Below are 21,514 nucleotides of genomic sequence, written 5' to 3' on the forward strand. Positions count from 1 at the left end.
CTCAGTGTGCCGGTCGAGATCGAGCGTCCCGAGTCGAGCGAGGCCCCGTTCGAGGTGCCCGAGCCGGACGTCCCGTGGGTCACGATCGTCCACAACGACCCCGTCAACCTCATGAGCTACGTCTCCTATGTCTTCCAGACGTACTTCGGTTACTCCAAGGACAAGGCGCACCAGTTGATGCTCGACGTCCATCACAAGGGCCGCGCGGTGGTCTCCAGCGGCAGCCGCGAGGAAATGGAACGGGACGTACAGGCCATGCACGGCTACGGCCTGTGGGCGACCCTGCAGCAGGACCGCCGATGACCGGACACTTCGAGCCGCTGCCCGACGGCGGCGCGGCGGTACCGCTCGACGAGGTCGAGATCTCGATCCTGCGCAGTCTCGCCGTGCAGCTGATGGAGCTGATCGGGCCGGGCGAGCAGGCCGCCGACGACGAGGGTGAGGACCTGCTGGCGTCGGTGTTCAACGACGGCCCCAGCGAGCCGCCCGCCGACCCGGTCCTGGCCCGGCTCTTCCCCGATGCCTACGGCGGCCCGGACCTGGTTCCGGACGACGACGTGCGTGCCGCGGCCGCGGAGTTCCGCCGCTATACGGAGAACGATCTGCGGGCCCGTAAGCGGACGGACGCCCTCGCGCTGATCCGGGCGCTGGACACCCTCTCGCCGTCCGGTGGTGATCCGGCGGTGCTGCGGCTGACCGCCGACGAGTGCCGGCAGTGGCTGGGGGCCCTCAACGACCTCAGGCTGGCGATCGGTACGCGCCTGGAGGTCACCGACGAGGAGGACGGCGGCGAGCTGCTGCGGCTGCCGGACAGTGATCCGCGCAAGCCGATGGTGATGGCGTACCTGTGGCTGGGCGGGCTGCAGGAGACGCTCGTCGAGTCGCTGACGGCCTGAAATCTACTTGCAGAGGGCACGGGGTTCGCTTGCCGGCGGCAGGCGAACCCGCCCGCAGGGGTGGGTAGGGGCGGTTTCGGCCGCGAGTCGGGGCGCCGGCGGCGGGTGAAAGGCCGACCGAAGGGGAGGGAGTCGGGCATATCGCCCGACGTGTCCCGGTGTGCCGGAGGCTGGGTGTTCGCTCAGCGGAGGCTCAAATCCGGATAACGATCGCGTCACACCCAGCCGGGTAGTGCGCTGCCATTCACCCCTCTTGTCCGTATTTGCCGGGCGTGTGACGTATCTCATCCCTAGGCGATCAAGTTAACGCCGTGATAAATGTTCACGACCTGCCGCGCGTGACGCCACCCTTGTCGCCGCGGGAGCGCTGAGCCGGCCGACCGTCGGCGTGCAGGACTCCATCCGGGGGGATCGGGACCCGATCCGGACAGACCGGGTCGGTATGGAGAAAGGCGCACCACTCATGACCTCTGTGCAGGTCGACAAGCAGCACGACGGCAACGAGGCAGCTGAAAAGGCCCCCGAAGAGGGCTATCAGCGAGGTCTGGGCAACCGGCAGATCCAGATGATCGCCATTGGTGGCGCCATCGGCACGGGCCTGTTCCTCGGAGCGGGCAAGGCCATTTCGATGGCCGGGCCGAGCATCATCCTCGCCTACGCCATCGTCGGTCTGGTCATCTTCTTCATCATGCGGGCCCTGGGCGAGCTGCTCATGTACCGGCCCGTTTCCGGGTCCTTCTCGGAATACGGCCGCGAATTCCTGGGTCCGTTCATCGGCTTTGTGACCGGCTGGACGTACTGGCTCTTCTGGGTCGTCACCGGAATTACGGAAGTCACCGCCGCGGCCACCTATGTCCAATACTGGAACAAGGGCATACCGCAATGGGTGTCGGCGCTGGTCTTCACCGTCGCGCTCTTCGGCATCAACCTGATCTCGGTGAAGCTCTTCGGTGAGCTCGAATTCTGGTTCTCGATGGTCAAGGTCACCGCGATCATCGGCATGATCCTGATCGGCATCGGCGTGATCACCCTCGGCTTCTCCGACGCCGGTGACACCGCCTCGTTCACCCTGCTCTGGTCGCACGGCGGGTTCTTCCCCAAGGGCATCGGCGGCACGCTGATGACGCTCCAGATCGTGATGTTCGCCTTCCTGGCCGTCGAACTCGTCGGCGTCACCGCCGGTGAGGCGACGAACCCGAAGAAGGTCCTGCCCAAGGCGATCAACACCGTGCCGTGGCGGATCGGCCTGTTCTACATCGGTGCGCTGATCATCATCCTGTCCGTGGTCAGCTGGACGGTCTTCAAGCCGGGCGTGAGCCCGTTCGTCGCCGCCTTCCAGCAGATCGGCCTGCCCGCCGGCGCCGGCATCGTCAACTTCGTCGTGCTGACCGCCGCGCTCTCCTCGGCCAACTCCGGCATGTACTCCACCGGCCGGATGCTGCGCGACCTGGCGCTCAACGGCCAGGGCCCGAAGTTCTTCACCAAGCTCAGCAAGAACGGCCTGCCCACCTGGGGCACCGGCGTCTCCGTCGCGATGATGCTGGCCGGCGTCTGGATCAACTACCAGTGGCCCGGCGAGGCGTTCAACTACGTCGTCTCCTTCGCCACCATCTCCGGCATGTGGGCCTGGATCGTCATCCTGCTCTCGCAGCTGCGCTACCGGGCCAAGGCGAACCGCGGTGAGCTCCCGCAGTCCGAGTTCAAGGCCCCCGGCAGCCCGTACACCTCGGTGTTCGCGCTGGCCTTCATCGCCATGGTGATCGTGATGATGGGTGTCGACCCGGACGCCCGGATCTCGCTCTACGCGGCTCCCGTGTGGGCGCTCATCATGGGCGTCGGCTACCTGTGCATCCAGCGCAAGAACGCCGCCGAGGCCGCCAACGCCCCGGCGGACCAGGGCTGATCGACCGGCCGTCCGGCGCCGCCGGCGGTCCCAAAGGACCGGCTGTCCAGCATGCGGGCCGGTGCGTACCACTCTTCGGTACGCACCGGCCCGCGTGTCTATTCTTGGCGCCATGCTGACCCTCACCAAGGCCCTGCACGACCAGATCGTCGAGCACGCCCGCCAGGACCACCCCGACGAGGCCTGCGGCGTGGTCGCGGGCCCGGCCGGCAGCGGCCGCCCCGAGCGGTTCATCCCGATGCTGAACGCCGCCCGCTCGCCCACGTTCTACGAGTTCGACTCCTCGGACCTGCTCAAGCTCTACCGCGAGATGGACGACCGGGACGAGGAGCCGGTGATCATCTACCACTCGCACACCGCCACCGAGGCCTACCCCTCGCGCACCGACATCTCCTACGCCAACGAGCCCGGCGCCCACTACGTGCTGGTCTCCACCGCCGACACCGACGACGCCGGGCCCTTCCAGTTCCGCTCGTTCCGGATCGTCGACGGCACGGTCACCGAGGAAGACGTCGAGATCGTGGCGGAGTACTCCTGATTCTGGCGCTGCGGAGTACCCCTGACCCGGTACTTTCGAGCCGGTGCGGGTGCCGGGTCGGTGGGCGCGCACCGGGCCGTGCGGCGGCCCGGGAAGATCGCGTCCCAACTGGCGTACACCAACCGTCCGCATGATGGGACATGGTTCCAATACCCGGACCGGGAATCGATACGATGCCCGCATGGTTGACCACGACGTGAGCGAGAAGAGGCCGGGCATGCTGCTGCTCGCTCCGCTCGCCACGCGTCGCTCCGCATCTGCCCTGCTGGGCGCGTTCGGCTGCGGAGCCGCACGGCTGCACGTCGATCTGTGCCGCCTGTCCAGCGCCATCTGTCCGCGCTGCGCCGCCGGCTGACCCGGCCCGCCCGGGCCCGCGGCGCCCGCCGCCGGCACCCCGCCACTTCGCACTTCCCGCGTCACCCGCCGCCCACCCGGCAACCCGCCGCCGTGCAACGGGACGCACCGCACCCGCCACCGCACCCACTCCCACAGGAGCACTCCCATGGCCATCGAGGTCCGAATTCCGACCATCCTGCGCACCTACACCGACGGCCAGAAGGCCGTCGAGGGCACCGGCGAGACCCTCGCCGACCTGTTCGCCGACCTCGACAGCCGGCACGCGGGCATCCGCGAGCGCCTCGTCGAGGGCGAGCAGCTGCGCCGCTTCGTGAACGTCTACCTCAACGACGAGGACGTGCGCTTCCTGGAAGGCATCTCCACCAAGCTGGCCGACGGCGACAGCGTGACGATCCTGCCGGCCGTGGCCGGCGGAATGGTCTGACGTGCGGTACGACTCCCCGCTGGCGGCGGTCGGGAACACCCCTCTCGTCCGCCTCCCGCGCCTCTCGCCCTCCGAGGACGTCCGTATCTGGGCGAAGCTGGAGGACCGCAACCCCACGGGCTCGGTCAAGGACCGCCCGGCGCTGCACATGATCGAGCAGGCCGAGAAGGACGGCCGGCTCACCCCCGGCTGCACGATCCTGGAGCCCACCAGCGGCAACACCGGCATCTCGCTCGCCATGGCGGCCAAGCTCAAGGGCTACCGCATGGTGTGCGTCATGCCGGAGAACACCTCTTCCGAGCGGCGCGAGCTGCTCGCCATGTGGGGCGCCGAGATCATCTCCTCGCCCGCGGCCGGCGGCTCCAACACGGCCGTCCGGGTCGCCAAGGAGCTGGCCGCCGAGCACCCGGACTGGGTGATGCTCTACCAGTACGGCAATCCCGACAACGCCGGTGCGCACTACGCCACCACCGGCCCCGAGATCCTCGCCGACCTGCCCTCGGTCACCCACTTCGTGGCCGGCCTGGGCACCACCGGCACCCTGATGGGCGTCGGCCGCTATCTGCGCGAGCAGGTCCCCGGCGTCCAGATCGTGGCCGCCGAACCGCGCTACGACGACGTGGTCTACGGCCTGCGCAACCTCGACGAGGGCTTCATCCCCGAGCTGTACGACGAGTCGGTGCTCACCACCCGCTTCTCGGTCGGCTCCGAGGACGCGGTCCGCCGCACCCGCGAACTCCTCGCCGAGGAAGGGATCTTCGCCGGCATCTCGACCGGCGCGGCACTGCACGCCGCGATCGGCGTGGGCCGGAAGGCGGTCAAGGCCGGGCAGAGCGCGGACATCGTCTTCGTCGTCGCCGACGGCGGCTGGAAGTACCTCTCGACCGGCGTCTACACCGCCGAGTCCACCGAGGCGGCGATCGCCACGCTGCACGGGCAGCTCTGGGCGTAGCGGGACCCCGGCACCGGGCCGCGCCGGCGGGGGCCGGGGCGGCCCGGGCAGCGGGCGTCGTACGGCCCGGCGACGGGGCACTCCCGGCGGGCGTCGCAGGCCCGGCAACGGGCCCTCGCGGCGGGCGTCGCACGGCCGTGCGGGCCGTCAGCCCGGACTGGTGATTCCGCCCACAGCTCGCCCCGCCGGAGGAGCCACCGGACCTTTTGCGCCTTACGCTCGGGGGCACCGCACAGAACGCCCAAGACCCGGCAGCACCCGGCAAAGGCCCCGCCGGGAGTACCCGCACGGACCGCCGGCCGCCGCCCCCGCCCACGGAGGTTCACCCCCGTATGAAGCTCACTGTCGTCGGTTGCTCGGGGTCGTTCCCTTCCACGGAATCGGCCTGTTCGAGCTACCTCCTGGAGGCCGACGGCTTCAGGCTGCTCCTCGACATGGGCAACGGCGCCCTGGGCGAGCTGCAGCGCCACTCCGGCCTGTACGACCTGGATGCCGTGATCCTGTCGCATCTGCACGCCGATCACTGCATCGACCTGTGCGGCTATTTCGTGGTGCGCTACTACCGCCCGGACGGCGGCCGCTGCGACCCGATGCCGGTCTACGGGCCGGCCGGCACCGAGCAGCGGCTCACCGTGGCGCACGCCGACGTACCGCACGACGGCGCGATGAGCGAGGTCTTCGACTTCCGCACGCTGACGCCCGGCACGTTCACCGTCGGGCCGTTCACCATCCGCACCGAGCGGGTCAGCCACCCGGTGGAGGCGTTCGGCTTCCGCATCGAGCACAACGGCCGGTCGCTGACGTACTCCGGCGACACCGGGCCCTGCGAGGCGCTGGACGCCCTGGCGGCGGGCAGTGACCTCTTCCTGTGCGAGGCGTCGTTCACCTACGGCAAGGAAGACATCCCGGACCTGCACCTGAACGGGCGGGAGGCCGGCGAGCACGCCCGGCGCGCGGGCGTCGGCCGGCTGGTGCTCACCCACATCCCGCCGTGGACCGACCCGGAGATCAGCGTCCGCGACGCGCAGAAGGTCTACGACGGGCCGGTCGAGGTCGCCCGGGCGGGCGCGGTCTACGAGATCTGAGCGGGCGGCACGGGCGGCACGCCACAACAACACGACGGGGCCCCGGAACCAGCTGCGGTTCCGGGGCCCTGTGCCGTGTGGCGGTGTGACGCCCGTGTGGTGGCCCGACGCCGTGGGCGCGGCGGCCTACGCCTTCGTCAGGTCCTCGATCTCCTCCTCGGGCTCCCGGCCCGGGGTGGTCAGGTTGAACTTGCTGATCGCGAACCGGAACAGCACGTAGTAGACCACCGCGAAGGCCAGACCGATCGGGATGATCATCCAGGGCTTGGTGGCGAGGGACCAGTTCATCGCGTAGTCGATGGCGCCGGCCGAGAAGGTGAAGCCGTCGTGCACGCCCAGTGCCCAGGTCAGCGCCATCGAGACGGCGGTCAGCACCGCGTGGATCGCGTACAGCACCGGGGCGATGAACATGAACGAGAACTCGATCGGCTCGGTGATGCCGCAGACGAACGAGGTCAGCGCCAGCGAGATCATCATGCCCAGCACGGCCTTGCGGCGCTCGGGGCGGGCGGCGTGTGCGATGGCCAGGGCGGCGGCCGGCAGGCCGAACATCATGATCGGGAAGAAGCCGGACATGAACTGGCCGGCGGACGGGTCGCCGGCGAAGAAGCGGCCGATGTCGCCGTGCGCGACCTTGCCCGCGGCGTCGGTGAAGTCACCGAGCTGGAACCACGAGACGGTGTTGACGAACTGGTGCATGCCGATCGGCAGCAGCGCCCGGTTGATCAGGCCGAACAGGCCGGAGCCGGCCGCGCCGAGCCCGGTCATCCACTCGCCGAAGCTGGAGATGGCGCTGCCGACCGGCTCCCAGATGAGGAGGAACAGCACGCCGACGGCGGTGCCGACGAACGCCATGATGATCGGGACGAGCCGGCGGCCGTTGAAGAAGCCCAGCCATTCCTTCAGCTTCTTGCGGTGGTAGCGCTGCCAGAGGACCGCGGCGAGCAGTCCCATGACGATGCCGCCGAGGACGCCGGGGTTGTTGACGACCGGCTCGACCCACTTGCCCTTCTCGATGTGGCCCTCGGTGACCGGGAACGCCTTGAGGACGTTGCTGTAGACCAGGAAGCCGACCAGGGCGGCGAGTGCCGTGGAGCCGTCGGACTTCTTCGCGAAGCCGATGGCCACGCCTATGCAGAACAGCAGCGGCAGGTTGTCGAAGACCGCGCCACCGGCCGCGGCGAAGACCTTGCTGACGTCGACCCAGCCCAGGCCCTTCGCACCGAAGACGTCCGGCTGGCCGAGGCGGTTGAGGATGCCCGCGGCGGGCAGTACGGCGATCGGCAGCTGGAGGCTGCGGCCGATCTTCTGCAGGCCCTGGAACAGGCCGGAGCCCCGCTTCTTCGCGGGGGCCGCCTTCGCGGCGGTGGCCGAACTCATCGGATTCCTCCTGGTGAAGCGGGCATGTGCAGGGGGGAGGCCCGCTGGTTGGTCTACACCTTGGTCTACACCACCGGTGGTTTAGACCATTCTTAGCATGTAGTCCGGGCATAAAGGAATCCATTCTTCCAAGTGGTGTGGACCACAGGGCGACCGGCCCCCGAAACGCCCTGCTCACCGGCCTACCGGGGCATACCGAAGCCCCTGTGGGCGCCTTCCGGAGGCCCTCCACAAGGCGCTCCGGGCGCCCTCCGCCCCCGGACGTGCCCGCCCCTACTTCACGTTCTCCCGCTCCATCGCTTCCCCCACCTCGTCCGGTTCGCGCCCCGGCGTCCGGAGGTCGAACGTCGTGATCACCAAACGGAAGAGGAAGTAATAGACGGCGGCGAAGCACAGGCCGATCGGAATGATCAACCAGGGCTTCGTCGCCAGCCCCCAGTTGATGACGTAGTCGATCAGACCGGCCGAGAAGCTGAACCCGTCGTGCACCCCCAGCGCCCAGGTCACCGCCATGGAAGCACCGGTGAGCAGCGCATGGGCCGCGTACAGCAGGGGAGCGATGAAAAGGAACGAGTACTCGATCGGCTCGGTGATGCCGGTCACGAACGAGGTCAGCGCCACCGAGAGCATCAGCCCGCCGACCTCCTTGCGACGGTGCGGCTTGGCGCAGTGCGTGATCGCCAGCGCGGCCGCCGGGAGCGCGAACATCATGATCGGGAAGAAGCCCGAGGTGAACTGACCGGCGTTCGGGTCGCCCGCCAGGAACATATTGATGTCGCCGTGCACCACCGTGCCGTCCGGCTTGGTGTAACTGCCGAACTGGAACCAGATGGGCACGTTGAGGAACTGGTGCAGCCCGATCACCAGCAGCGCCCTGTTCGCCACCCCGAAGACACCGGCCCCCCAGGAACCGAGGTCACTGAGCCACCGGCTGAAGCTCTCCAGCGCGTCCCCGATGGGCGGCCAGACCCACAGACACAGCGCGGCGAAGGCGATCGCCACGAACGCCATGATGATCGGGACCAGCCGGCGCCCGTTGAAGAAACCGAGCCAGTCGACGAGCCTGGTGCGGTGGTAGCGGGCCCAGAAGAAGGCGGCGAGCAGCCCGATGACGATGCCGCCGAACACACCGGGATTCTGGTACGTGAACGCCGTGGCCGTCGCGTCCGGAGCCACACAGCCGACCCCTGGCACGGGCTTCGCGCCGCCGGCGCAAAGCTTGGGGAACTGCCGCAGGACGCCGTAGTAGACGAGGAAACCGGCGAGGGCGGCAAGCGCGGTGGAGCCGTCGGACTTCTTCGCCATGCCGATGGCCACGCCCACGCAGAAGAGAAGGGGCAGCCCCAGGGCACCGTCGAGGAGGGCACTGCCCGCGCCCATCATGACCTTGGAGACCGCGTCCCAGCCCAGCCCCTTCGCACCGAACACGTCCGGCTGCCCGAGGCGGTTGAGGATCCCCGCCGCGGGCAGGACCGCAATCGGCAGCTGCAGACTCCGCCCCATCTTCTGCAGCCCCTGGAAGAGGTCCGACGCCCGGTTCCTCCTCGGCTCCGCCGCCGCTGCGTCCGCACTCATCCGCGCCGTCCTCCCGGCAGCCGCCCCGTCGACGGCCGGCCCGCTGCGTACCGCATACTGGTGGTGTAGACCACTTGGCGGCGGTCGCCGAACGCGCGCCCGCCGTCACGTGATCACCGTCCCGGTGATCGCCCACCCGGTGATCGCCATCCTTCGTCAGACAGCGGACAAACGCCCACATAGTTGGGCTGAACGTGCGTTACGGTGTGAAAACCGCACGGCGGCACCGCCGGCGGCCGAGACAAGCAGGAGTGGACATGGCCAGCAAGGCTGAGAAGATCGTCGCCGGCCTCGGCGGACTCGACAACATCGAAGAGGTCGAAGGCTGCATCACCCGCCTCCGCACCGAGGTCTCCGACGCCTCCCTCGTCGACGAGGCCGCACTCAAAGCCGCCGGCGCCCACGGCGTCGTCAAGATGGGCAACGCGATCCAGGTCGTCATCGGCACCGACGCCGACCCCATCGCCGCCGAAATCGAAGACATGATGTGAGGACCTGAGCCCGCCGGGCCGGCCCACCCCCCAGGCCGCGCCCCGCTCACCCTCGCAAGGCCCCGCCCCCGGACGCCCACCGCCCGGAACGGGGCCTTCACCATTCCCCGATAGGGTCTACGCCATGTCTCGCATCGACGGCCGCACCCCCGAACAGCTCCGCCCCGTCACCATCGAACGCGGCTGGAGCAAGCACGCCGAAGGCTCCGTCCTCATCGCCTTCGGCGACACCAAAGTCTTCTGCACCGCCTCCGTCACCGAAGGCGTCCCCCGCTGGCGCAAGGGCACCGGCGAGGGCTGGGTCACCGCCGAATACTCGATGCTGCCCCGCTCCACCAACACCCGCGGCGACCGGGAATCCGTCCGAGGCAAGATCGGCGGCCGCACCCACGAAATCAGCCGCCTCATCGGCCGCTCCCTGCGCGCCGTCATCGACTACAAGGCCCTCGGCGAGAACACCATCGTCCTCGACTGCGACGTCCTCCAGGCCGACGGCGGAACCCGCACGGCAGCGATCACCGGCGCCTACGTGGCACTGGCCGACGCCGTCACCTGGGCCCAGCACAAGAAGCTCGTCAAGCACGGCCGCAAGCCGCTCACCGGCACCGTCTCCGCGGTCAGCGTCGGCATCGTCGACGGCACCCCGCTCCTCGACCTCTGCTACGAGGAAGACGTCCGCGCCGAGACCGACATGAACGTCGTCTGCACCGGCGACGGCCGCTTCGTCGAGGTCCAGGGCACCGCCGAGGCCGCCCCCTTCGCCCGCGACGAACTCAACGCCCTCCTCGACCTCGCGGTCAGCGGCTGCACCGACCTCGACACGATCCAGCGGACGGCACTGGCCGGCACACTCTGACGCCGAGGGGCGGCGGGGCGGCCCCTGCCGTCGCCCCGCGCCCGGATCAGTCAATGGCGCGGACCACGCGGACCACGCGGACCACGCGGATCACGTGGACCACACGGATCACTTGGATCACGCCAATGTCCCGCGGTCCGGCGGCCGGATCATGCCGCCGCCGGACCCCCGGGCAACCAAAGACCCCCCGCCCCGCGTTTCCTCCTTTGCCTGCACATGACCCGGGACACCCGCCCCGGCTCCATGCCCCGCCGAGGAAGGAAACGCACCCCATGGCCCCCAGCCCCCTCCACCGCCGACCCACCCCCCTCGCCCTCGCCGCGTTAGCCGCCGCCACCCTCACCGTCCCCTTCCTCACCGCCTGCGGAGCCGTCCAGAAGGCCGTGGACTGCGCCAAGACCGCCACCTCCGTCGTCAACGCCGTCGACAAGCTCCAGCAGGCCGCGGACAACGCCCTCACGGACCCGCAGAAGACCCAGCAGGCCCTCGACAACATCGACAGCAACCTGCGCAAGCTCAGCAACGAGGCCAACGACCCCGAACTGTCCAAGGCCATCGACAAGACCAACGCCGGCATCAAGAACGCCCGCAAGGACATCGAGAACAACAAGGCCCCCGACATCCAGCCGATCGTCGACGGCACCAGCCGGATGACCAAGATCTGCACCCCGGGCTGACCGGAACCGTCGGCACGAGGGCGGGCCGGGGGCCGGGGAGCCGGCCGGCTCACGGCGATGGCGTCCTGCCCTGAGGGATCTCCTGGTACCACGGCCGGGATAATCGCTCCCATGCAGCCAGAAACCGGCGGACGCCCCGCGACCCACCGCCGCCTGATCCTCGCCACCCGCAACGCCGGCAAGATCCGCGAACTCCACGCCATCCTGGACGCGGCCGGCCTCGACGTCGAACTCGTCGGCGCCGACGCCTATCCCGACGTCCCCGACGTCAAGGAAACCGGCGTCACGTTCGCCGAGAACGCCCTCCTCAAGGCACACGCCCTGGCCCGGGCCACCGGCCACCCGGCCGTCGCCGACGACTCCGGCCTCTGCGTCGACGTCCTCGGCGGCGCCCCGGGCATCTTCTCCGCCCGCTGGTCCGGCAAGCACGGCGACGACCGGGCCAACCTCGACCTGCTCCTCGCCCAACTCGGCGACATCGCCGAGGAACACCGCGCCGCCCACTTCGCCTGCGCCGCGGCCCTCGCCCTCCCCGACGGCACCGAACGTGTCGTCGAGGGCAAGCTCGAAGGCACCCTCCGCCACACCCCCACCGGCACCGGCGGCTTCGGCTACGACCCGATCCTCCAGCCCCTCGGCGAGACCCGCACCTGCGCCGAACTGACCCCCGACGAGAAGAACGCCATCAGCCACCGGGGAAAGGCGTTCCGGGCGTTGGTTCCGGTGGTGCGGGAGTTGTTGGGCTGAGGCCCGGGGACCCGCGCGCACAGAAACGGCCTGCGAACCGAAACCTTCGATTCGCAGGCCGTGAGCCTGTGCGGCCGGAGGGACTCGAACCCTCACGCCTCGAAGGCACTGGTTTCTAAGACCAGCCTGTCTCACCAGTTCCAGCACGGCCGCTCGCACAGCCATAGTACTGGTTGGCGTGCAGCTCGCTGAGGGCTACCGCAGCCGTCGCCCGCCTCTGCACCAAGTATCCGTCACGGCATGGCAGTTAGGGCACAGCAACCGCAGGTTCTCGGCACGGTCGTCGTAACGGTCACCGTTGATGTGATCGATCTCCAGGGTGATCGACCGCCCGTGCCACGATGCGCCGGTGCCGCAGTCCACGCACCGTTCGGCAGTCCCTCTCTCCAGCAGGGCCCGGCGCAGCAGTGAGGTAGGGGTGCGCCGTCCACGTTCGTGCTTCACCAGGATGTCCGTCGGGGTCAACCTGTCGAAGTCGGCCTTGCCCCGCTGGTGCGCCTGTCCCAGGAAGTGACTGGTGTCGAGGGAATGGTCGGCGACCCACTGGGCGAAGAGCGTGCGGCTGCGTGAGTTGACGGGGCACCCCAGGTGCCGCAGGGCGGCCGCGATGGATGTCGAGGCGCTCACCGCCTCGTGCAGTGCCTCCCGGGAGGGGCAGACGTGGATCACGCGCCGCGCGACGGGTTCGAAGTGCGAGACATCGATGCCGAAGCGCTCGAAGCGTTGAGTCAGATGCCTCCGTAGCTGGTGGTACGAGCGGCCGCCACAGAAGGCGATGACCTCGTCGATACTCGTGCACCGGGGCGCCGCCTCCGCCAACAGCTCGCGCGTGTAGCGCACGCTGTCGCTCATCGGTCGCTCCCCGACCGGGCGGCGCGGGACGCCTTCCTGCGTCCTCGGTACGTATCCGTCGCCGAGTGGCAATTGGGGCACAGGAGCCGCAGGTTTTCCTGGCGATTGTCCCGCCAGTCGCCGTCGATATGGTCCACCTCAAGGGGCAGGGGACGGCCACGCCACAGCGGCTCTGTCCCGCACAGCGCGCACTGTTCGGGCACACCGACGGCCAGCAGTGCCCGCTTCAGGCGGCTGCTGGCGACCCGTCGACTGCCGGCGGGGTCCTGCTTACGCAGAACCGGCACCGGAGGACGCCAACGGCGTGCCGTTGAAGCGAAGTGCGAGGTGTCGATCCCGTACGCCTTGATCCGGCGGCTGATGTGCGTGTGGTGACCGCCGACGACCTCAAGCCCGAGACGGCGCAGGACTTCGCACATGTTCGTCGAGCCGGCTACCGCCGCTTCGAGGACCTCCTTCGTCCAACGCACCCCCTCCCGTTCAAAGTGCGAGGTATCAACCCCCATGGCCCTCATACGGTCATGGAGATACCGCCGCGACGCCCCCTTCGGATCCACCCCCAACTTCCCCAACGCCTCCGACAGCGTCCGCGACGACGATGCCGCGGCCTCCAGTCGCTCCCTGGTGTACGGACTTACCGGCATGACGCCATCCCCTCCGGCACCGGAACCGCCCCGGTGCTCGCTCGAACAGAACAACGGTCGAACGCCGGGGCGGTTACGCAGGGTCAGGAAGAGGGAAAGCAGGTTCCGGTCAGAAGCGGGGTTCCTGGACCTGGGCCGTGATGAGTTCGACGGCCTCTTCCTTGGTGGCTACCGAGGGTGGGGAGCCGTCGAGGGGTTGCTGGGCGGTTTCCTTCATGCAGGCGACGGCGATGACGCCGACGAGGGCGGCGCCCATCGTGTAGTAGGCGGGGACCATCACGTTCTGGCCGAAGGCGTCCATCAGGGCGGTGATGACGAGCGGGGTGGTGCCGCCGAAGAGGGAGACCGCGAGGTTGTAGCCGATGGAGAGGGAGCCGTAGCGGACGTGGGTGGGGAACAGGGCGGGGAGGGCGGCGGACATGGTGCCCAGGAGGCAGACCAGGGAGAGGCCGAGGAGGGCCATGCCGAGGCAGACGGTGAGGATCGTGCCCTGTTTGACCAGGAGGAAGGCCGGGACGGCCAGGAGGAAGAAACCGAGCATGCCGGCCATCAGGAGCGGCTTGCGGCCGTAGCGGTCGTTGAGTTTGCCGACCGAGGAGATGACGCACATCAGGGCGACCATCGTGCCGAGGAGGATCAGCAGGCCGTGGGACTCCTCGTAGTGGAGGGTGTCCGTCAGGTAGGTCGGCATGTAGGAGAGCAGCATGTAGTCGGTGATGTTGTACGCGCCGACCAGTGCGATGCAGAGGATGAGGGTGGGCCACTGCTGGGCGAAGATTTCGCCCAGTTTCTTCTTCGGGGCGTTTTCGGAGAGGTGGGAGAATTCCGCTTCGGCCTCGACGACGGAGCCGGTGGCGTTGTGGGTGTGGGCCGCCTCGAATTTCTGGAAGGCGGGGGTTTCGTCGAGCTTGACCCGTAGGTAGAGGCCGACCAGGCCGAGCGGGCCGGCGATGAGGAAGGGCAGGCGCCAGGCCCAGGAGTTCATCGCGTCGTCGCCGAGCAGGGTGGTCAGGAGCAGGACGATGCCGGCGGCGCCGGTGTAGCCGATGAGGGTGCCCAGTTCGAGGAAGCTGCCGAAGAAGCCGCGCTTCTTGTCGGGGGCGTATTCGGCGATGAAGGTGGAGGCGCCGCCGTATTCGCCGCCGGTGGAGAATCCCTGGATCAGGCGGAAGAGGATGAGCAGGGTCGGGGACCAGAAGCCGATGGTGGCGTAGGACGGGATCAGGCCGATGCAGAAGGTGCCCAGGGCCATCATGATCATGGTGAGGGCGAGCACCTTCTTGCGGCCGATGCGGTCGCCGAGCGGGCCGAAGTAGGCGCCGCCGAGGGGGCGTACGAGGAAGGCGACGGCGAAGGTCGCGAAGGACGACAGCAGGCTGGTGGTGTCGCTGCCGCCGGGGAAGAAGACCTTGCCGATGGTGACCGCGAGGTAGCTGTAGATGCCGAAGTCGAACCATTCCATGGCGTTGCCGAGGGCGGCAGCCTTCACCGCGCGCTTGACGACGCGTTCGTCGGTGACGGTGATGTCGGTGCGGCGGAGTCGGGGGTTTCTTCGCCGGGCGACGGCACGGAAGAGCCACCGGTGGCGCTTGAGCGCTTCCCGGTCCTGGTCGGGAGCGCGTTCGGCTTCAGTGCTACCGGTCGGCACGAGGCGGTCCTCTCGGTCGTTCGGCGCGCGGGGCGCGGCGGGTGCGACGGATACGACAGGTGCGCCTGCGCAGTGGAGCGCGGATCAAACCACTCTGGCGGTACGAAGCGATGTACGTCACGTGTGGGTGGGCCGTTGGGGGCAGGGTGGGGGGCGGATGATCGGGGGTGCGCCAGGGGTGTGACGGTGCTTGTTACAGGACTGGTACACAGCCGCGCGGTCACTGCAGTATTCGGGCAATCTGCCTGTGTCGCGGGGGCGGGAGAGTGGCGGGGTCGGGCGTGGCAGTCGTGTGTGCTGGTGGGGGTACGGGGTGTGGTCCCCGGGAGGAGATCGTGATGACCGACCGCGAAGGGTCCCGCTGGGTGCGGGGGCGTACCGCGCTGGTGGCCTTTGTCGTGGTGACGGCGCTGGCTGCGGGCGGGGTGTGGTGGAGCCAGGTGTCGGACCGGGCGTCGGCGGTGGATGCGGCGCCGAAGACGGCGGCGGTGCAGGACGTCAAGGAGGACGCCAAGCAGTCGGGGGGGCTGCCGGGGGTGCGGGACTGCGGTATCGGGGAGCCCGAGGTGAAGCCGCAGGTGATCACGTTGACGTGTGCGGATGCGGGGATGGTGGCGACCGCGATCACGTGGAAGAAGTACGGTGCGCGGGATGCGCTGGGGGTGGGTGTGGTGCAGGTGGAGAAGACCGGTGCCGGTGTGGGGGCGGATTCGGGTTTTCCGGCGACGTTCCGGCTGTACAACCCGAAGTCGGTGGACGGCGGGTTGGCGTTCACGGGTCTTGAGGTGACGTACGAGGGGTCGACGCCGCTCGGGGACACGACGGAGATGTACAACCTCGCGTGATGGGGATTCGAGGCCGGATCGCCCTGGCCATTTCGTGTATGACGGCGCTGGCTGTGGTGGTGCTCGGGTTTGCCGTGCATCACATAGCGGATGCGGAGCGGGAGCGTTCGGCGCGGTCGTATCAGGACGACCGGTTGAGTTCTGCGCTGCAGATCTACGAGCGGGACGGGACGCTGGCGCTGGGTGCGCAGTTGGATGATGCGACGTTGCCGGGGCCGTTGCGGGAGGCGGTGTTCAAGAGTCGTTCGGGGACGTATGTCAGTGGTGGTGAGGATCCGCGGGTGTGGGCGGCGACGGGGGTCGGTGACGGGGGTGGGGGCCGGCCGGCGCGGTCGTTGTCGGTGTCGGCGGCGTATCCGGATGACGATCCGGCGCAGCTGGCGTTGGACCGGGCGTTGTTGATCGCGGGGTGCGGCACGGTCGGGTTGATGGCGGTGGTGTCGTGGTTCGTGGCGCAGCGGTTGTCGCGGCGGTTGCGGCTGAGTGCGGCGGCGGCGCGGCGGATCGCGGCGGGGGAGCCGCCGGATGCGGATGCGTTGGCGAGCCATGGCCGGGACGAGGTGGCGGAGCTGGGCCGGAGTGTGCATCACATGGCGACGTCGTTGGCGGCGCGGGTGGAGGCCGAGCGGGAGTTCACGGCGGATGTGGCGCATGAGTTGCGGACGCCGGTGGCGGGTCTGGTGGCGGCGGCGGAGTTGTTGCCGCAGCCGCGGGCGGTGGAGATGGTCCGGGACCGGGCGCAGGCGATGCGGCGGTTGGTGGAGGATCTGCTGGAGGTGTCGCGGCTGGACGCGGGGGTGGAGCGGGCGGATCTTGATGCGTGTGAGCTGCCGTCGTTGGTGCGGGGGATCGTGGAGCGGGCGGCGCGGCAGCGTGGGGTGGATGAGGTGTCGGTGTCCGTGGAGGGGGAGCCGCGGATCGTGGAGACGGATCGGCGGCGGGTGGAGCGGGTGTTGGTGAACCTGCTGGCGAATGCGGCCAAGCACGGGAAGCCGCCGATCGAGGTGGTGGTGGCCGGGTCGCGGATCGTGGTGCGGGATCACGGGCCGGGTTATCCGGCGGAGTTGTGCGCGGAGGGGCCGCGGCGGTTCCGTACGGCGGCGCCGGAGCGGGGGACCGGGCACGGTCTGGGGTTGACGATCGCGGCGGGGCAGGCGGAGGTGCTGGGGGCGCGGTTGGACTTCGGCGCCGCCGCGGGGGGCGGCGCCGAGGCCGTGCTGGAGTTGCCGGACCGGGCGGCGGTGGGGCCGGCGGTGTCGGGTCGGTGAGGGGTTACAGGCCGAGGTCCTTGATGATCTTGGCGACGTGGCCGGTGGCCTTGACGTTGTAGAGGGCGCGTTCGACCTTGCCGTCCTCGTCGAGGATGACGGTGGAGCGGATGACGCCGGTGACGGTCTTGCCGTAGAGCTTCTTCTCGCCGAAGGCGCCGTAGTTCTCCAGGACGGTTTTGTCGGGGTCGCCGAGGAGGGTGACCTTGAGGTCTTCCTTCTCGCGGAACTTGGCGAGCTTTTCCGGCTTGTCGGGGGAGATGCCGATGACGTCGTAGCCGTGGCCGGCGAGGAGGTCGAGGTTGTCGGTGAAGTCGCAGGCCTGCTTGGTGCAGCCGGGGGTGAGGGCGGCGGGGTAGAAGTAGACGATGACCTTGCGGCCCTTGTGGTCGGCGAGCGAGACCTGCTTGCCGTCCGCGTCGGGCAGGGTGAAGGCGGGGGCGGTGTCGCCGGGCTGCAGTCGCTCGCTCATGGTTCTCCTCGTACGGCGGTGTCAGCGGGATCGGTACGCCTTCGACATTAGCCACCGGGACCGACAGCCGGGGTGCGTGGGGCGTGCCGGGCGCGCGAAACGGGGGTGCTGTGGGGCGCGCGCGGGTGTGAGCTGACAGACTGTCCATCATCGAATGGCGCGAGACGACGGAGGCAGCGCGGTGGCGGAGGCCAGGACCCCGGCGCAGATCGAGGCGGACATCGTCCGCAGGCGGCAGGAGCTCGCCGTCACGCTCGACGAGATCGGTGTGCGGCTGCACCCGAAGACGATCATGGGTGAGGCGAAGGCGAAGGCGATGTCGGCGGTGGACCGTACGGCGGGCCGGGCGTATGTGGTCACCCACCGTGCGCTCGCGGACGTGCGGGGGCAGCTGGTGTCGGAGGACGGGGCGCCGCGGCTGGAGCGGATCGTTCCGGTGGCGCTGGTCGGCGTGGCCGTGGTGGGGCTGCTGACGCTGCGGGCCAGGCGGCGCGACTGAGCGGCGCGACCGAGCGGCCGGGCCGGACGGTGACCGAGCGGCGGCGCGGGGTGCCGCGTGGCCGGGCCGATGCGGGCTGCGGTGCGTGATCGGGGCGCCGGGCCAGGTACGGTCATGGCGTGAGCCCGAATAACACCAAGGACACCCACGACAAGCTGCCGATCCGGATGCTGCACGACCGTGTGCTGGTCCGGACGGACATCCCCGAGGGCGAGCGCCGCTCGTCCGGGGGCATCGTCATTCCCGCGACCGCGGCGGTCGGCCGGCGCCTGGCCTGGGCCGAGGTCGTCGCCGTGGGACAGAACGTGCGGACCGTCGAGGTGGGCGACCGGGTGCTGTACGACCCGGAGGACCGGGCCGAGGTCGAGGTGCGCGGTGTGGCGTACGTGCTGATGCGCGAGCGGGATCTGCACGCGGTGGCCGCGGAGCGGCTGGAGGGCGCGGAGGACGCGACGGGGCTGTATCTGTAGCCGGCCGCCGGTGGCGGCCGGGCAGGAGACGGGATGCGGGCGGTGACCGGGGTCACCGCCCGTTCCGCTGTCCGGACCTGCCCGTTTTGCTAGCCTCGGAAGACCCGACGAGACGCGCCGTACCGGGTCAGGACAAGACGACGCACCCCTGTTGAAGCTGAGGTTCACGGAGGTGCCGTCATGGCGTGGGTCCTGCTCGTGGTCGCCGGTCTGCTGGAGGTCGGCTGGTCGATCGGGATGAAGTTCACCGAGGGGTTCACCCGGCTGTGGCCGAGCGTGTTCACCGGCGGGGGCATCGTCGTCAGCATGCTGCTGCTGTCGTACGCGGCCCGGACCCTGCCGATCGGTACCGCCTACGGCGTGTGGGTCGGTATCGGGGCGGCCGGTGCCGCGGTGGTCGGGATGGTGGTGCTCGGTGAGCCCGCGACGGCGGCCCGGATCTTCTTCATCTGTCTGCTGCTGGTGGCCGTGGTCGGTCTGAAGGCGACGTCCGGCCACTGACCCCGGATGGGTTTCCCGGTGTGCGTCACATGCCCCAGCGGGCGCGCAGCCGCCGGCTCAGCGCGTCGCCGTCCGGGCCCCCGGTCGGGAAGTCCTGGGTGGGCTCGGTCGTCGTCGGCGGGGTCGGGGTCGGGAAGGTGGGGGAGGGCGGCCCGGTGGTCGGCGGGGTCGGCGGGGTGGTGGTCGGGGCGGGCCGCGTCGGGGAGGCGGACGGCTCGAGGGAGGGTGGGGCGGAGTCGCTGGGGGACGGCGATTCGCTGTCGGACGGTTCCACCGAGGGCGAGGGTTCGGCGCCGTCCGCGAGCTGGAGGTCGAAGTCGCGGGCCGGGCGGCCGCGCAGGGCGGCCGCGGTGTAGTCGGCCCAGATCTGGGCGGGGAAGTCGCCGCCGTTGACCCGGTCCAGGCCCGCGGCGCCGTACAGCGGCTCCTGGGCGGCGGTCTCCGGGTGCTGGCCGAGGACGGCGACGACGGTGGCGAGGTCGGGGGTGTAGCCGGCGAACCAGGCCGCCTTGTCCTGCTCGGCGGTGCCGGTCTTGCCGGCGGCGGGCCGGCCGGCGGCCTGGGCGGCGGTGCCGGTGCCACCGTCGACGACGCTGCGCAGGATGGAGGTGGTGGTGTCGGCGGCCTCGCGCGGGATCGCCGTGGTCGTCTCGCGGTCGGGCAGGTCGATCTCCTCGTCACCCTTGGTGATCTTGTTGATGAGGGTGTAGGGGCGGCGTTCGCCGTGCCGGGCGAGGGTGGTGTACGCCTGGGTCATGTCCAGGACGCTGGGGGTGGCGGTGCCCAGGGCGATCGCGCCGCGGGAGGCGGCGAGGCCGGGGGCGTCGGCGGGGATGCCCAGGTCGACGGCGGTGTCCTTGACCTTGTCCGGGCCGACGTCGATGCCCATCTGGGCGTAGACGGCGTTGACGGACTTGTCGGTGGCCTCGGAGACGGTGATCGGCCCGTAGGAGCGGTCGTCCTCGTTGGCGGGCGCGAATCCGGTGGCGTGGCCGTGGTCGACGGTCATCCGCTTGTTGTCGCCGTCGTAGACGGTGTTCGGGGTGATGGGGTCGCCGTCCTGGGTGGTGGCGTGGTGCTGCACGGCGGAGGCGAAGACGAGCGGCTTGAAGGTGGAGCCGACCTGGTAGTCGCGGCGGGTGGCGCTGTTGACGTACTGCTTGGCGTAGTCGATGCCGCCGTAGAGGGCGACGACCCGGCCGGTGCGGACGTCGATGGAGGCGCCGCCGGCGCGGACGTAGCCGTCGGTGGTGCGGGAGTCGTCGAGCCGGTCCATCAGGCGGGTGTCGACCGCGTGCACGAGGGCGTTCTGGCGCCGTCGGTTGAGGGTGGTGGTGATGCGGTAGCCGCCGGCGCGCAGGGTGTCCTCGTCGAGGATGTGGTGGTCGGTGAGGTAGTCCTTGACCGCTTCGACGAGGTAGCCGCGCTGGCCGGTCAGTCCGGGCGAGGTGCGGGCGGGCCGGGGCACCGGGAAGCGCATCGCGGCGCGTGCGCCGGGGCTGAGCCACTTCTGCTTGACCATGCCGTCCAGGACGTAGTTCCAGCGGGCCAGGGCGCGCGGGGTGTTGGCGGGGTGGGCGGCGACGTCGTAGACGCTGGGGGCGTTGAGGAGCGCCGCGAGGTAGGCGCCCTGGGCGGTCGTCAGGTCGGCCGAGTCGATGCCGTAGTAGGCCCGGGCCGCGGCCTGGATGCCGTAGGCGTTGCGGCCGTAGTAGCTGGAGTTGAGGTAGCCCTCCAGGATGTTGTCCTTGCTGACCCGGCGGTCCAGCTTGACGGCGATGAAGAACTCCTTGGCCTTTCGGGTGACGGTCTGTTCCTGGCCGAGGTAGTAGTTCTTGACGTACTGCTGGGTGATGGTGGAGCCGGACTGCTTGCCCTTGCCGGTGAGGGTGTTCCAGGCGGCCCGCAGCATGGCGGCCGGGTCGACGGCGGACTCGGAGTAGAAGTCGCGGTCCTCGGCGGCGAGCACGGCCTGCTGGACGGATTTGGGCACCTGGCCGAGCGTCACGTTCTGCCGGTTGACGTCACCGTCGCGGGCAAGTTCGGAGCCGTCGGAGTAGAGGTAGACGTTGCTCTGGGCCTTGGCGGCGCTGTTGGCGGGCGGGATGTCGACGAGCAGGTAGCCGGCGATCAGTGCGCCGATGACGAGCAGCAGGAAGCCCAGCACGGTGCCGAGCACCGTGCGCCAGCTGGGCAGCGCCCGCCGCCAGACTGTGCGATGTCCGCTCATGTCGGTATGGACTCCTCGGCCTCCGCCGAAGGTTGTACCGCGGCGGAACGGTCTCGTGTCGGGGGGTGTGCACCGTACGCCGGAAAAGCACCTGTTGCCCGTGGGGAAACTTTCGCATCATGTGTCCCGTTCGGCGGGGGTGGCACGCACCCGGTCCTGCCACCGGACCGGCCGAATGGCGCCCATGGCTCACCCGGACGGGTG

Annotated in this window: 24 protein-coding genes, 1 tRNA gene and 1 riboswitch; of the genes, 17 read left to right on the forward strand and 8 right to left on the reverse strand. The window is 69.7% G+C overall.

The window, feature by feature from the left end; genetic code table 11:
• Positions 1–6: 6 nt before the first annotated feature.
• The 8 genes from clpS to AB0E02_RS23500 all read left to right on the forward strand — a co-directional run bounded on the left by clpS (position 7) and on the right by AB0E02_RS23500 (position 6,155).
• Positions 7–303: an ATP-dependent Clp protease adapter ClpS gene (clpS, locus tag AB0E02_RS23465; protein WP_030414513.1), complete on the forward strand. Its 297-nt coding sequence runs from the start codon at positions 7–9 to the stop codon at positions 301–303.
• Positions 300–896, forward strand: a complete 597-nt coding sequence (locus AB0E02_RS23470) for a DUF2017 domain-containing protein (RefSeq protein WP_030414512.1) — start codon at positions 300–302, stop codon at positions 894–896. Before clpS ends, AB0E02_RS23470 begins: the two co-directional genes overlap by 4 nt.
• 463 nt (positions 897–1,359) lie before the next feature.
• Positions 1,360–2,799 carry an amino acid permease gene (locus AB0E02_RS23475; RefSeq protein ID WP_362142294.1) on the forward strand — a complete coding sequence of 480 codons (1,440 nt, stop codon included), beginning with the start codon at positions 1,360–1,362 and terminating at the stop codon, positions 2,797–2,799.
• A 112-nt stretch (positions 2,800–2,911) separates the two neighbouring features.
• A complete protein-coding gene (locus AB0E02_RS23480) occupies positions 2,912–3,337 on the forward strand; it encodes a M67 family metallopeptidase (RefSeq protein ID WP_362142296.1) in 426 nt (141 codons plus the stop codon).
• Between the two features lie 181 nt (positions 3,338–3,518).
• Positions 3,519–3,692 (forward strand): putative leader peptide, encoded by a 174-nt coding sequence (locus AB0E02_RS23485; protein WP_199816418.1) that lies wholly within the window; start codon positions 3,519–3,521, stop codon positions 3,690–3,692.
• A 147-nt stretch (positions 3,693–3,839) separates the two neighbouring features.
• A complete protein-coding gene (locus AB0E02_RS23490; protein ID WP_030414509.1) occupies positions 3,840–4,118 on the forward strand; it encodes a MoaD/ThiS family protein in 279 nt (92 codons plus the stop codon).
• Between the two features lies 1 nt (position 4,119).
• Entirely contained in the window at positions 4,120–5,070 is a 951-nt protein-coding gene (locus tag AB0E02_RS23495) for a cysteine synthase (RefSeq protein WP_362142299.1), read from the forward strand.
• Positions 5,071–5,402: 332 nt separating this feature from the next.
• A complete protein-coding gene (locus AB0E02_RS23500) occupies positions 5,403–6,155 on the forward strand; it encodes an MBL fold metallo-hydrolase (RefSeq protein ID WP_362142301.1) in 753 nt (250 codons plus the stop codon).
• Positions 6,156–6,281: 126 nt separating this feature from the next.
• On the opposite strand, the gene AB0E02_RS23505 is transcribed toward AB0E02_RS23500, so the two are convergent.
• On the reverse strand, positions 6,282–7,535 hold the full coding sequence (locus tag AB0E02_RS23505; protein ID WP_362142303.1) for a PTS transporter subunit EIIC: 1,254 nt from the start codon (positions 7,533–7,535) through the stop codon (positions 6,282–6,284).
• A gap of 273 nt (positions 7,536–7,808) precedes the next feature.
• Positions 7,809–9,110 carry a PTS transporter subunit EIIC gene (locus AB0E02_RS23510; RefSeq protein WP_362142305.1) on the reverse strand — a complete coding sequence of 434 codons (1,302 nt, stop codon included), beginning with the start codon at positions 9,108–9,110 and terminating at the stop codon, positions 7,809–7,811.
• Between the two features lie 257 nt (positions 9,111–9,367).
• On the opposite strand from AB0E02_RS23510, the gene AB0E02_RS23515 reads away from it, so the two are divergent.
• From AB0E02_RS23515 to rdgB, 4 genes are all read left to right on the forward strand, one after another.
• Complete coding sequence (locus tag AB0E02_RS23515; protein ID WP_030414504.1) at positions 9,368–9,601, forward strand: PTS glucose/sucrose transporter subunit IIB; 234 nt, start codon at positions 9,368–9,370, stop codon at positions 9,599–9,601.
• Between the two features lie 124 nt (positions 9,602–9,725).
• Positions 9,726–10,457, forward strand: coding sequence for a ribonuclease PH (gene rph / locus AB0E02_RS23520; protein WP_362142307.1), 732 nt, complete (start codon positions 9,726–9,728; stop codon positions 10,455–10,457).
• Positions 10,458–10,729: 272 nt separating this feature from the next.
• On the forward strand, positions 10,730–11,134 hold the full coding sequence (locus AB0E02_RS23525) for a hypothetical protein (protein WP_362142309.1): 405 nt from the start codon (positions 10,730–10,732) through the stop codon (positions 11,132–11,134).
• Positions 11,135–11,245: 111 nt separating this feature from the next.
• The gene (rdgB, locus tag AB0E02_RS23530; RefSeq protein WP_362142310.1) at positions 11,246–11,881 is read left to right on the forward strand and encodes an RdgB/HAM1 family non-canonical purine NTP pyrophosphatase; all 636 of its coding nucleotides are present in this window, start codon (positions 11,246–11,248) and stop codon (positions 11,879–11,881) included.
• A gap of 69 nt (positions 11,882–11,950) precedes the next feature.
• On the opposite strand, the gene AB0E02_RS23535 is transcribed toward rdgB, so the two are convergent.
• From AB0E02_RS23535 to AB0E02_RS23550, 4 genes are all read right to left on the reverse strand, one after another.
• Positions 11,951–12,034: transfer RNA gene (locus tag AB0E02_RS23535), tRNA-Leu, on the reverse strand.
• Positions 12,035–12,076: 42 nt separating this feature from the next.
• Positions 12,077–12,733, reverse strand: a complete 657-nt coding sequence (locus AB0E02_RS23540) for an HNH endonuclease signature motif containing protein (protein WP_362142312.1) — start codon at positions 12,731–12,733, stop codon at positions 12,077–12,079.
• Entirely contained in the window at positions 12,730–13,377 is a 648-nt protein-coding gene (locus AB0E02_RS23545) for an HNH endonuclease signature motif containing protein (protein WP_362142314.1), read from the reverse strand. The genes AB0E02_RS23540 and AB0E02_RS23545 overlap by 4 nt, the downstream gene beginning before the upstream one ends.
• A gap of 109 nt (positions 13,378–13,486) precedes the next feature.
• Positions 13,487–15,025: an MFS transporter gene (locus AB0E02_RS23550; protein WP_362142316.1), complete on the reverse strand. Its 1,539-nt coding sequence runs from the start codon at positions 15,023–15,025 to the stop codon at positions 13,487–13,489.
• A gap of 338 nt (positions 15,026–15,363) precedes the next feature.
• On the opposite strand from AB0E02_RS23550, the gene AB0E02_RS23555 reads away from it, so the two are divergent.
• Positions 15,364–15,870, forward strand: a complete 507-nt coding sequence (locus AB0E02_RS23555) for a hypothetical protein (RefSeq protein ID WP_362142318.1) — start codon at positions 15,364–15,366, stop codon at positions 15,868–15,870.
• A complete protein-coding gene (locus tag AB0E02_RS23560) occupies positions 15,870–17,138 on the forward strand; it encodes a HAMP domain-containing sensor histidine kinase (RefSeq protein WP_362142320.1) in 1,269 nt (422 codons plus the stop codon). The genes AB0E02_RS23555 and AB0E02_RS23560 overlap by 1 nt, the downstream gene beginning before the upstream one ends.
• Before the next feature lie 4 nt (positions 17,139–17,142).
• Here AB0E02_RS23560 and bcp read toward each other — a convergent pair whose 3' ends face one another.
• Positions 17,143–17,610 carry a thioredoxin-dependent thiol peroxidase gene (gene bcp, locus AB0E02_RS23565; RefSeq protein WP_362142322.1) on the reverse strand — a complete coding sequence of 156 codons (468 nt, stop codon included), beginning with the start codon at positions 17,608–17,610 and terminating at the stop codon, positions 17,143–17,145.
• A gap of 181 nt (positions 17,611–17,791) precedes the next feature.
• On the opposite strand from bcp, the gene AB0E02_RS23570 reads away from it, so the two are divergent.
• From AB0E02_RS23570 to AB0E02_RS23580, 3 genes are all read left to right on the forward strand, one after another.
• On the forward strand, positions 17,792–18,109 hold the full coding sequence (locus AB0E02_RS23570; RefSeq protein WP_362142342.1) for a DUF3618 domain-containing protein: 318 nt from the start codon (positions 17,792–17,794) through the stop codon (positions 18,107–18,109).
• 167 nt (positions 18,110–18,276) lie between these two features.
• A complete protein-coding gene (locus AB0E02_RS23575; protein WP_048828920.1) occupies positions 18,277–18,579 on the forward strand; it encodes a co-chaperone GroES in 303 nt (100 codons plus the stop codon).
• 79 nt (positions 18,580–18,658) lie between these two features.
• A riboswitch (guanidine-III (ykkC-III) riboswitch) is annotated at positions 18,659–18,726 on the forward strand.
• A 33-nt stretch (positions 18,727–18,759) separates the two neighbouring features.
• Positions 18,760–19,080: an SMR family transporter gene (locus AB0E02_RS23580; RefSeq protein WP_310728378.1), complete on the forward strand. Its 321-nt coding sequence runs from the start codon at positions 18,760–18,762 to the stop codon at positions 19,078–19,080.
• Between the two features lie 25 nt (positions 19,081–19,105).
• Here AB0E02_RS23580 and AB0E02_RS23585 read toward each other — a convergent pair whose 3' ends face one another.
• Complete coding sequence (locus AB0E02_RS23585) at positions 19,106–21,310, reverse strand: transglycosylase domain-containing protein (protein WP_362142324.1); 2,205 nt, start codon at positions 21,308–21,310, stop codon at positions 19,106–19,108.
• Between the last annotated feature and the right edge of the window lie 204 nt (positions 21,311–21,514).

The sequence above is a fragment of the Streptomyces sp. NPDC048196 genome (assembly GCF_040652715.1).
GTDB lineage: Bacteria > Actinomycetota > Actinomycetes > Streptomycetales > Streptomycetaceae > Streptomyces > Streptomyces siderophoricus.

Excerpts from the sequence above, each read along its gene's own strand:
- rph (WP_362142307.1), top strand. The coding sequence starts at position 9,726 with ATGTCTCGCATCGACGGCCGCACCCCCGAACAGCTCCGCCCCGTCACC.
- AB0E02_RS23480 (WP_362142296.1), top strand. The coding sequence starts at position 2,912 with ATGCTGACCCTCACCAAGGCCCTGCACGACCAGATCGTCGAGCACGCC.
- AB0E02_RS23540 (WP_362142312.1), bottom strand. The coding sequence starts at position 12,733 with ATGAGCGACAGCGTGCGCTACACGCGCGAGCTGTTGGCGGAGGCGGCG.
- AB0E02_RS23500 (WP_362142301.1), top strand. The coding sequence starts at position 5,403 with ATGAAGCTCACTGTCGTCGGTTGCTCGGGGTCGTTCCCTTCCACGGAA.
- AB0E02_RS23525 (WP_362142309.1), top strand. The coding sequence starts at position 10,730 with ATGGCCCCCAGCCCCCTCCACCGCCGACCCACCCCCCTCGCCCTCGCC.
- AB0E02_RS23475 (WP_362142294.1), top strand. The coding sequence starts at position 1,360 with ATGACCTCTGTGCAGGTCGACAAGCAGCACGACGGCAACGAGGCAGCT.
- AB0E02_RS23515 (WP_030414504.1), top strand. The coding sequence starts at position 9,368 with ATGGCCAGCAAGGCTGAGAAGATCGTCGCCGGCCTCGGCGGACTCGAC.
- AB0E02_RS23490 (WP_030414509.1), top strand. The coding sequence starts at position 3,840 with ATGGCCATCGAGGTCCGAATTCCGACCATCCTGCGCACCTACACCGAC.
- rdgB (WP_362142310.1), top strand. The coding sequence starts at position 11,246 with ATGCAGCCAGAAACCGGCGGACGCCCCGCGACCCACCGCCGCCTGATC.
- AB0E02_RS23470 (WP_030414512.1), top strand. The coding sequence starts at position 300 with ATGACCGGACACTTCGAGCCGCTGCCCGACGGCGGCGCGGCGGTACCG.
- AB0E02_RS23545 (WP_362142314.1), bottom strand. The coding sequence starts at position 13,377 with ATGCCGGTAAGTCCGTACACCAGGGAGCGACTGGAGGCCGCGGCATCG.
- AB0E02_RS23505 (WP_362142303.1), bottom strand. The coding sequence starts at position 7,535 with ATGAGTTCGGCCACCGCCGCGAAGGCGGCCCCCGCGAAGAAGCGGGGC.
- AB0E02_RS23510 (WP_362142305.1), bottom strand. The coding sequence starts at position 9,110 with ATGAGTGCGGACGCAGCGGCGGCGGAGCCGAGGAGGAACCGGGCGTCG.
- AB0E02_RS23555 (WP_362142318.1), top strand. The coding sequence starts at position 15,364 with ATGACCGACCGCGAAGGGTCCCGCTGGGTGCGGGGGCGTACCGCGCTG.
- AB0E02_RS23560 (WP_362142320.1), top strand. The coding sequence starts at position 15,870 with ATGGGGATTCGAGGCCGGATCGCCCTGGCCATTTCGTGTATGACGGCG.
- AB0E02_RS23580 (WP_310728378.1), top strand. The coding sequence starts at position 18,760 with ATGGCGTGGGTCCTGCTCGTGGTCGCCGGTCTGCTGGAGGTCGGCTGG.
- AB0E02_RS23585 (WP_362142324.1), bottom strand. The coding sequence starts at position 21,310 with ATGAGCGGACATCGCACAGTCTGGCGGCGGGCGCTGCCCAGCTGGCGC.
- AB0E02_RS23485 (WP_199816418.1), top strand. The coding sequence starts at position 3,519 with ATGGTTGACCACGACGTGAGCGAGAAGAGGCCGGGCATGCTGCTGCTC.
- AB0E02_RS23575 (WP_048828920.1), top strand. The coding sequence starts at position 18,277 with ATGCTGCACGACCGTGTGCTGGTCCGGACGGACATCCCCGAGGGCGAG.
- bcp (WP_362142322.1), bottom strand. The coding sequence starts at position 17,610 with ATGAGCGAGCGACTGCAGCCCGGCGACACCGCCCCCGCCTTCACCCTG.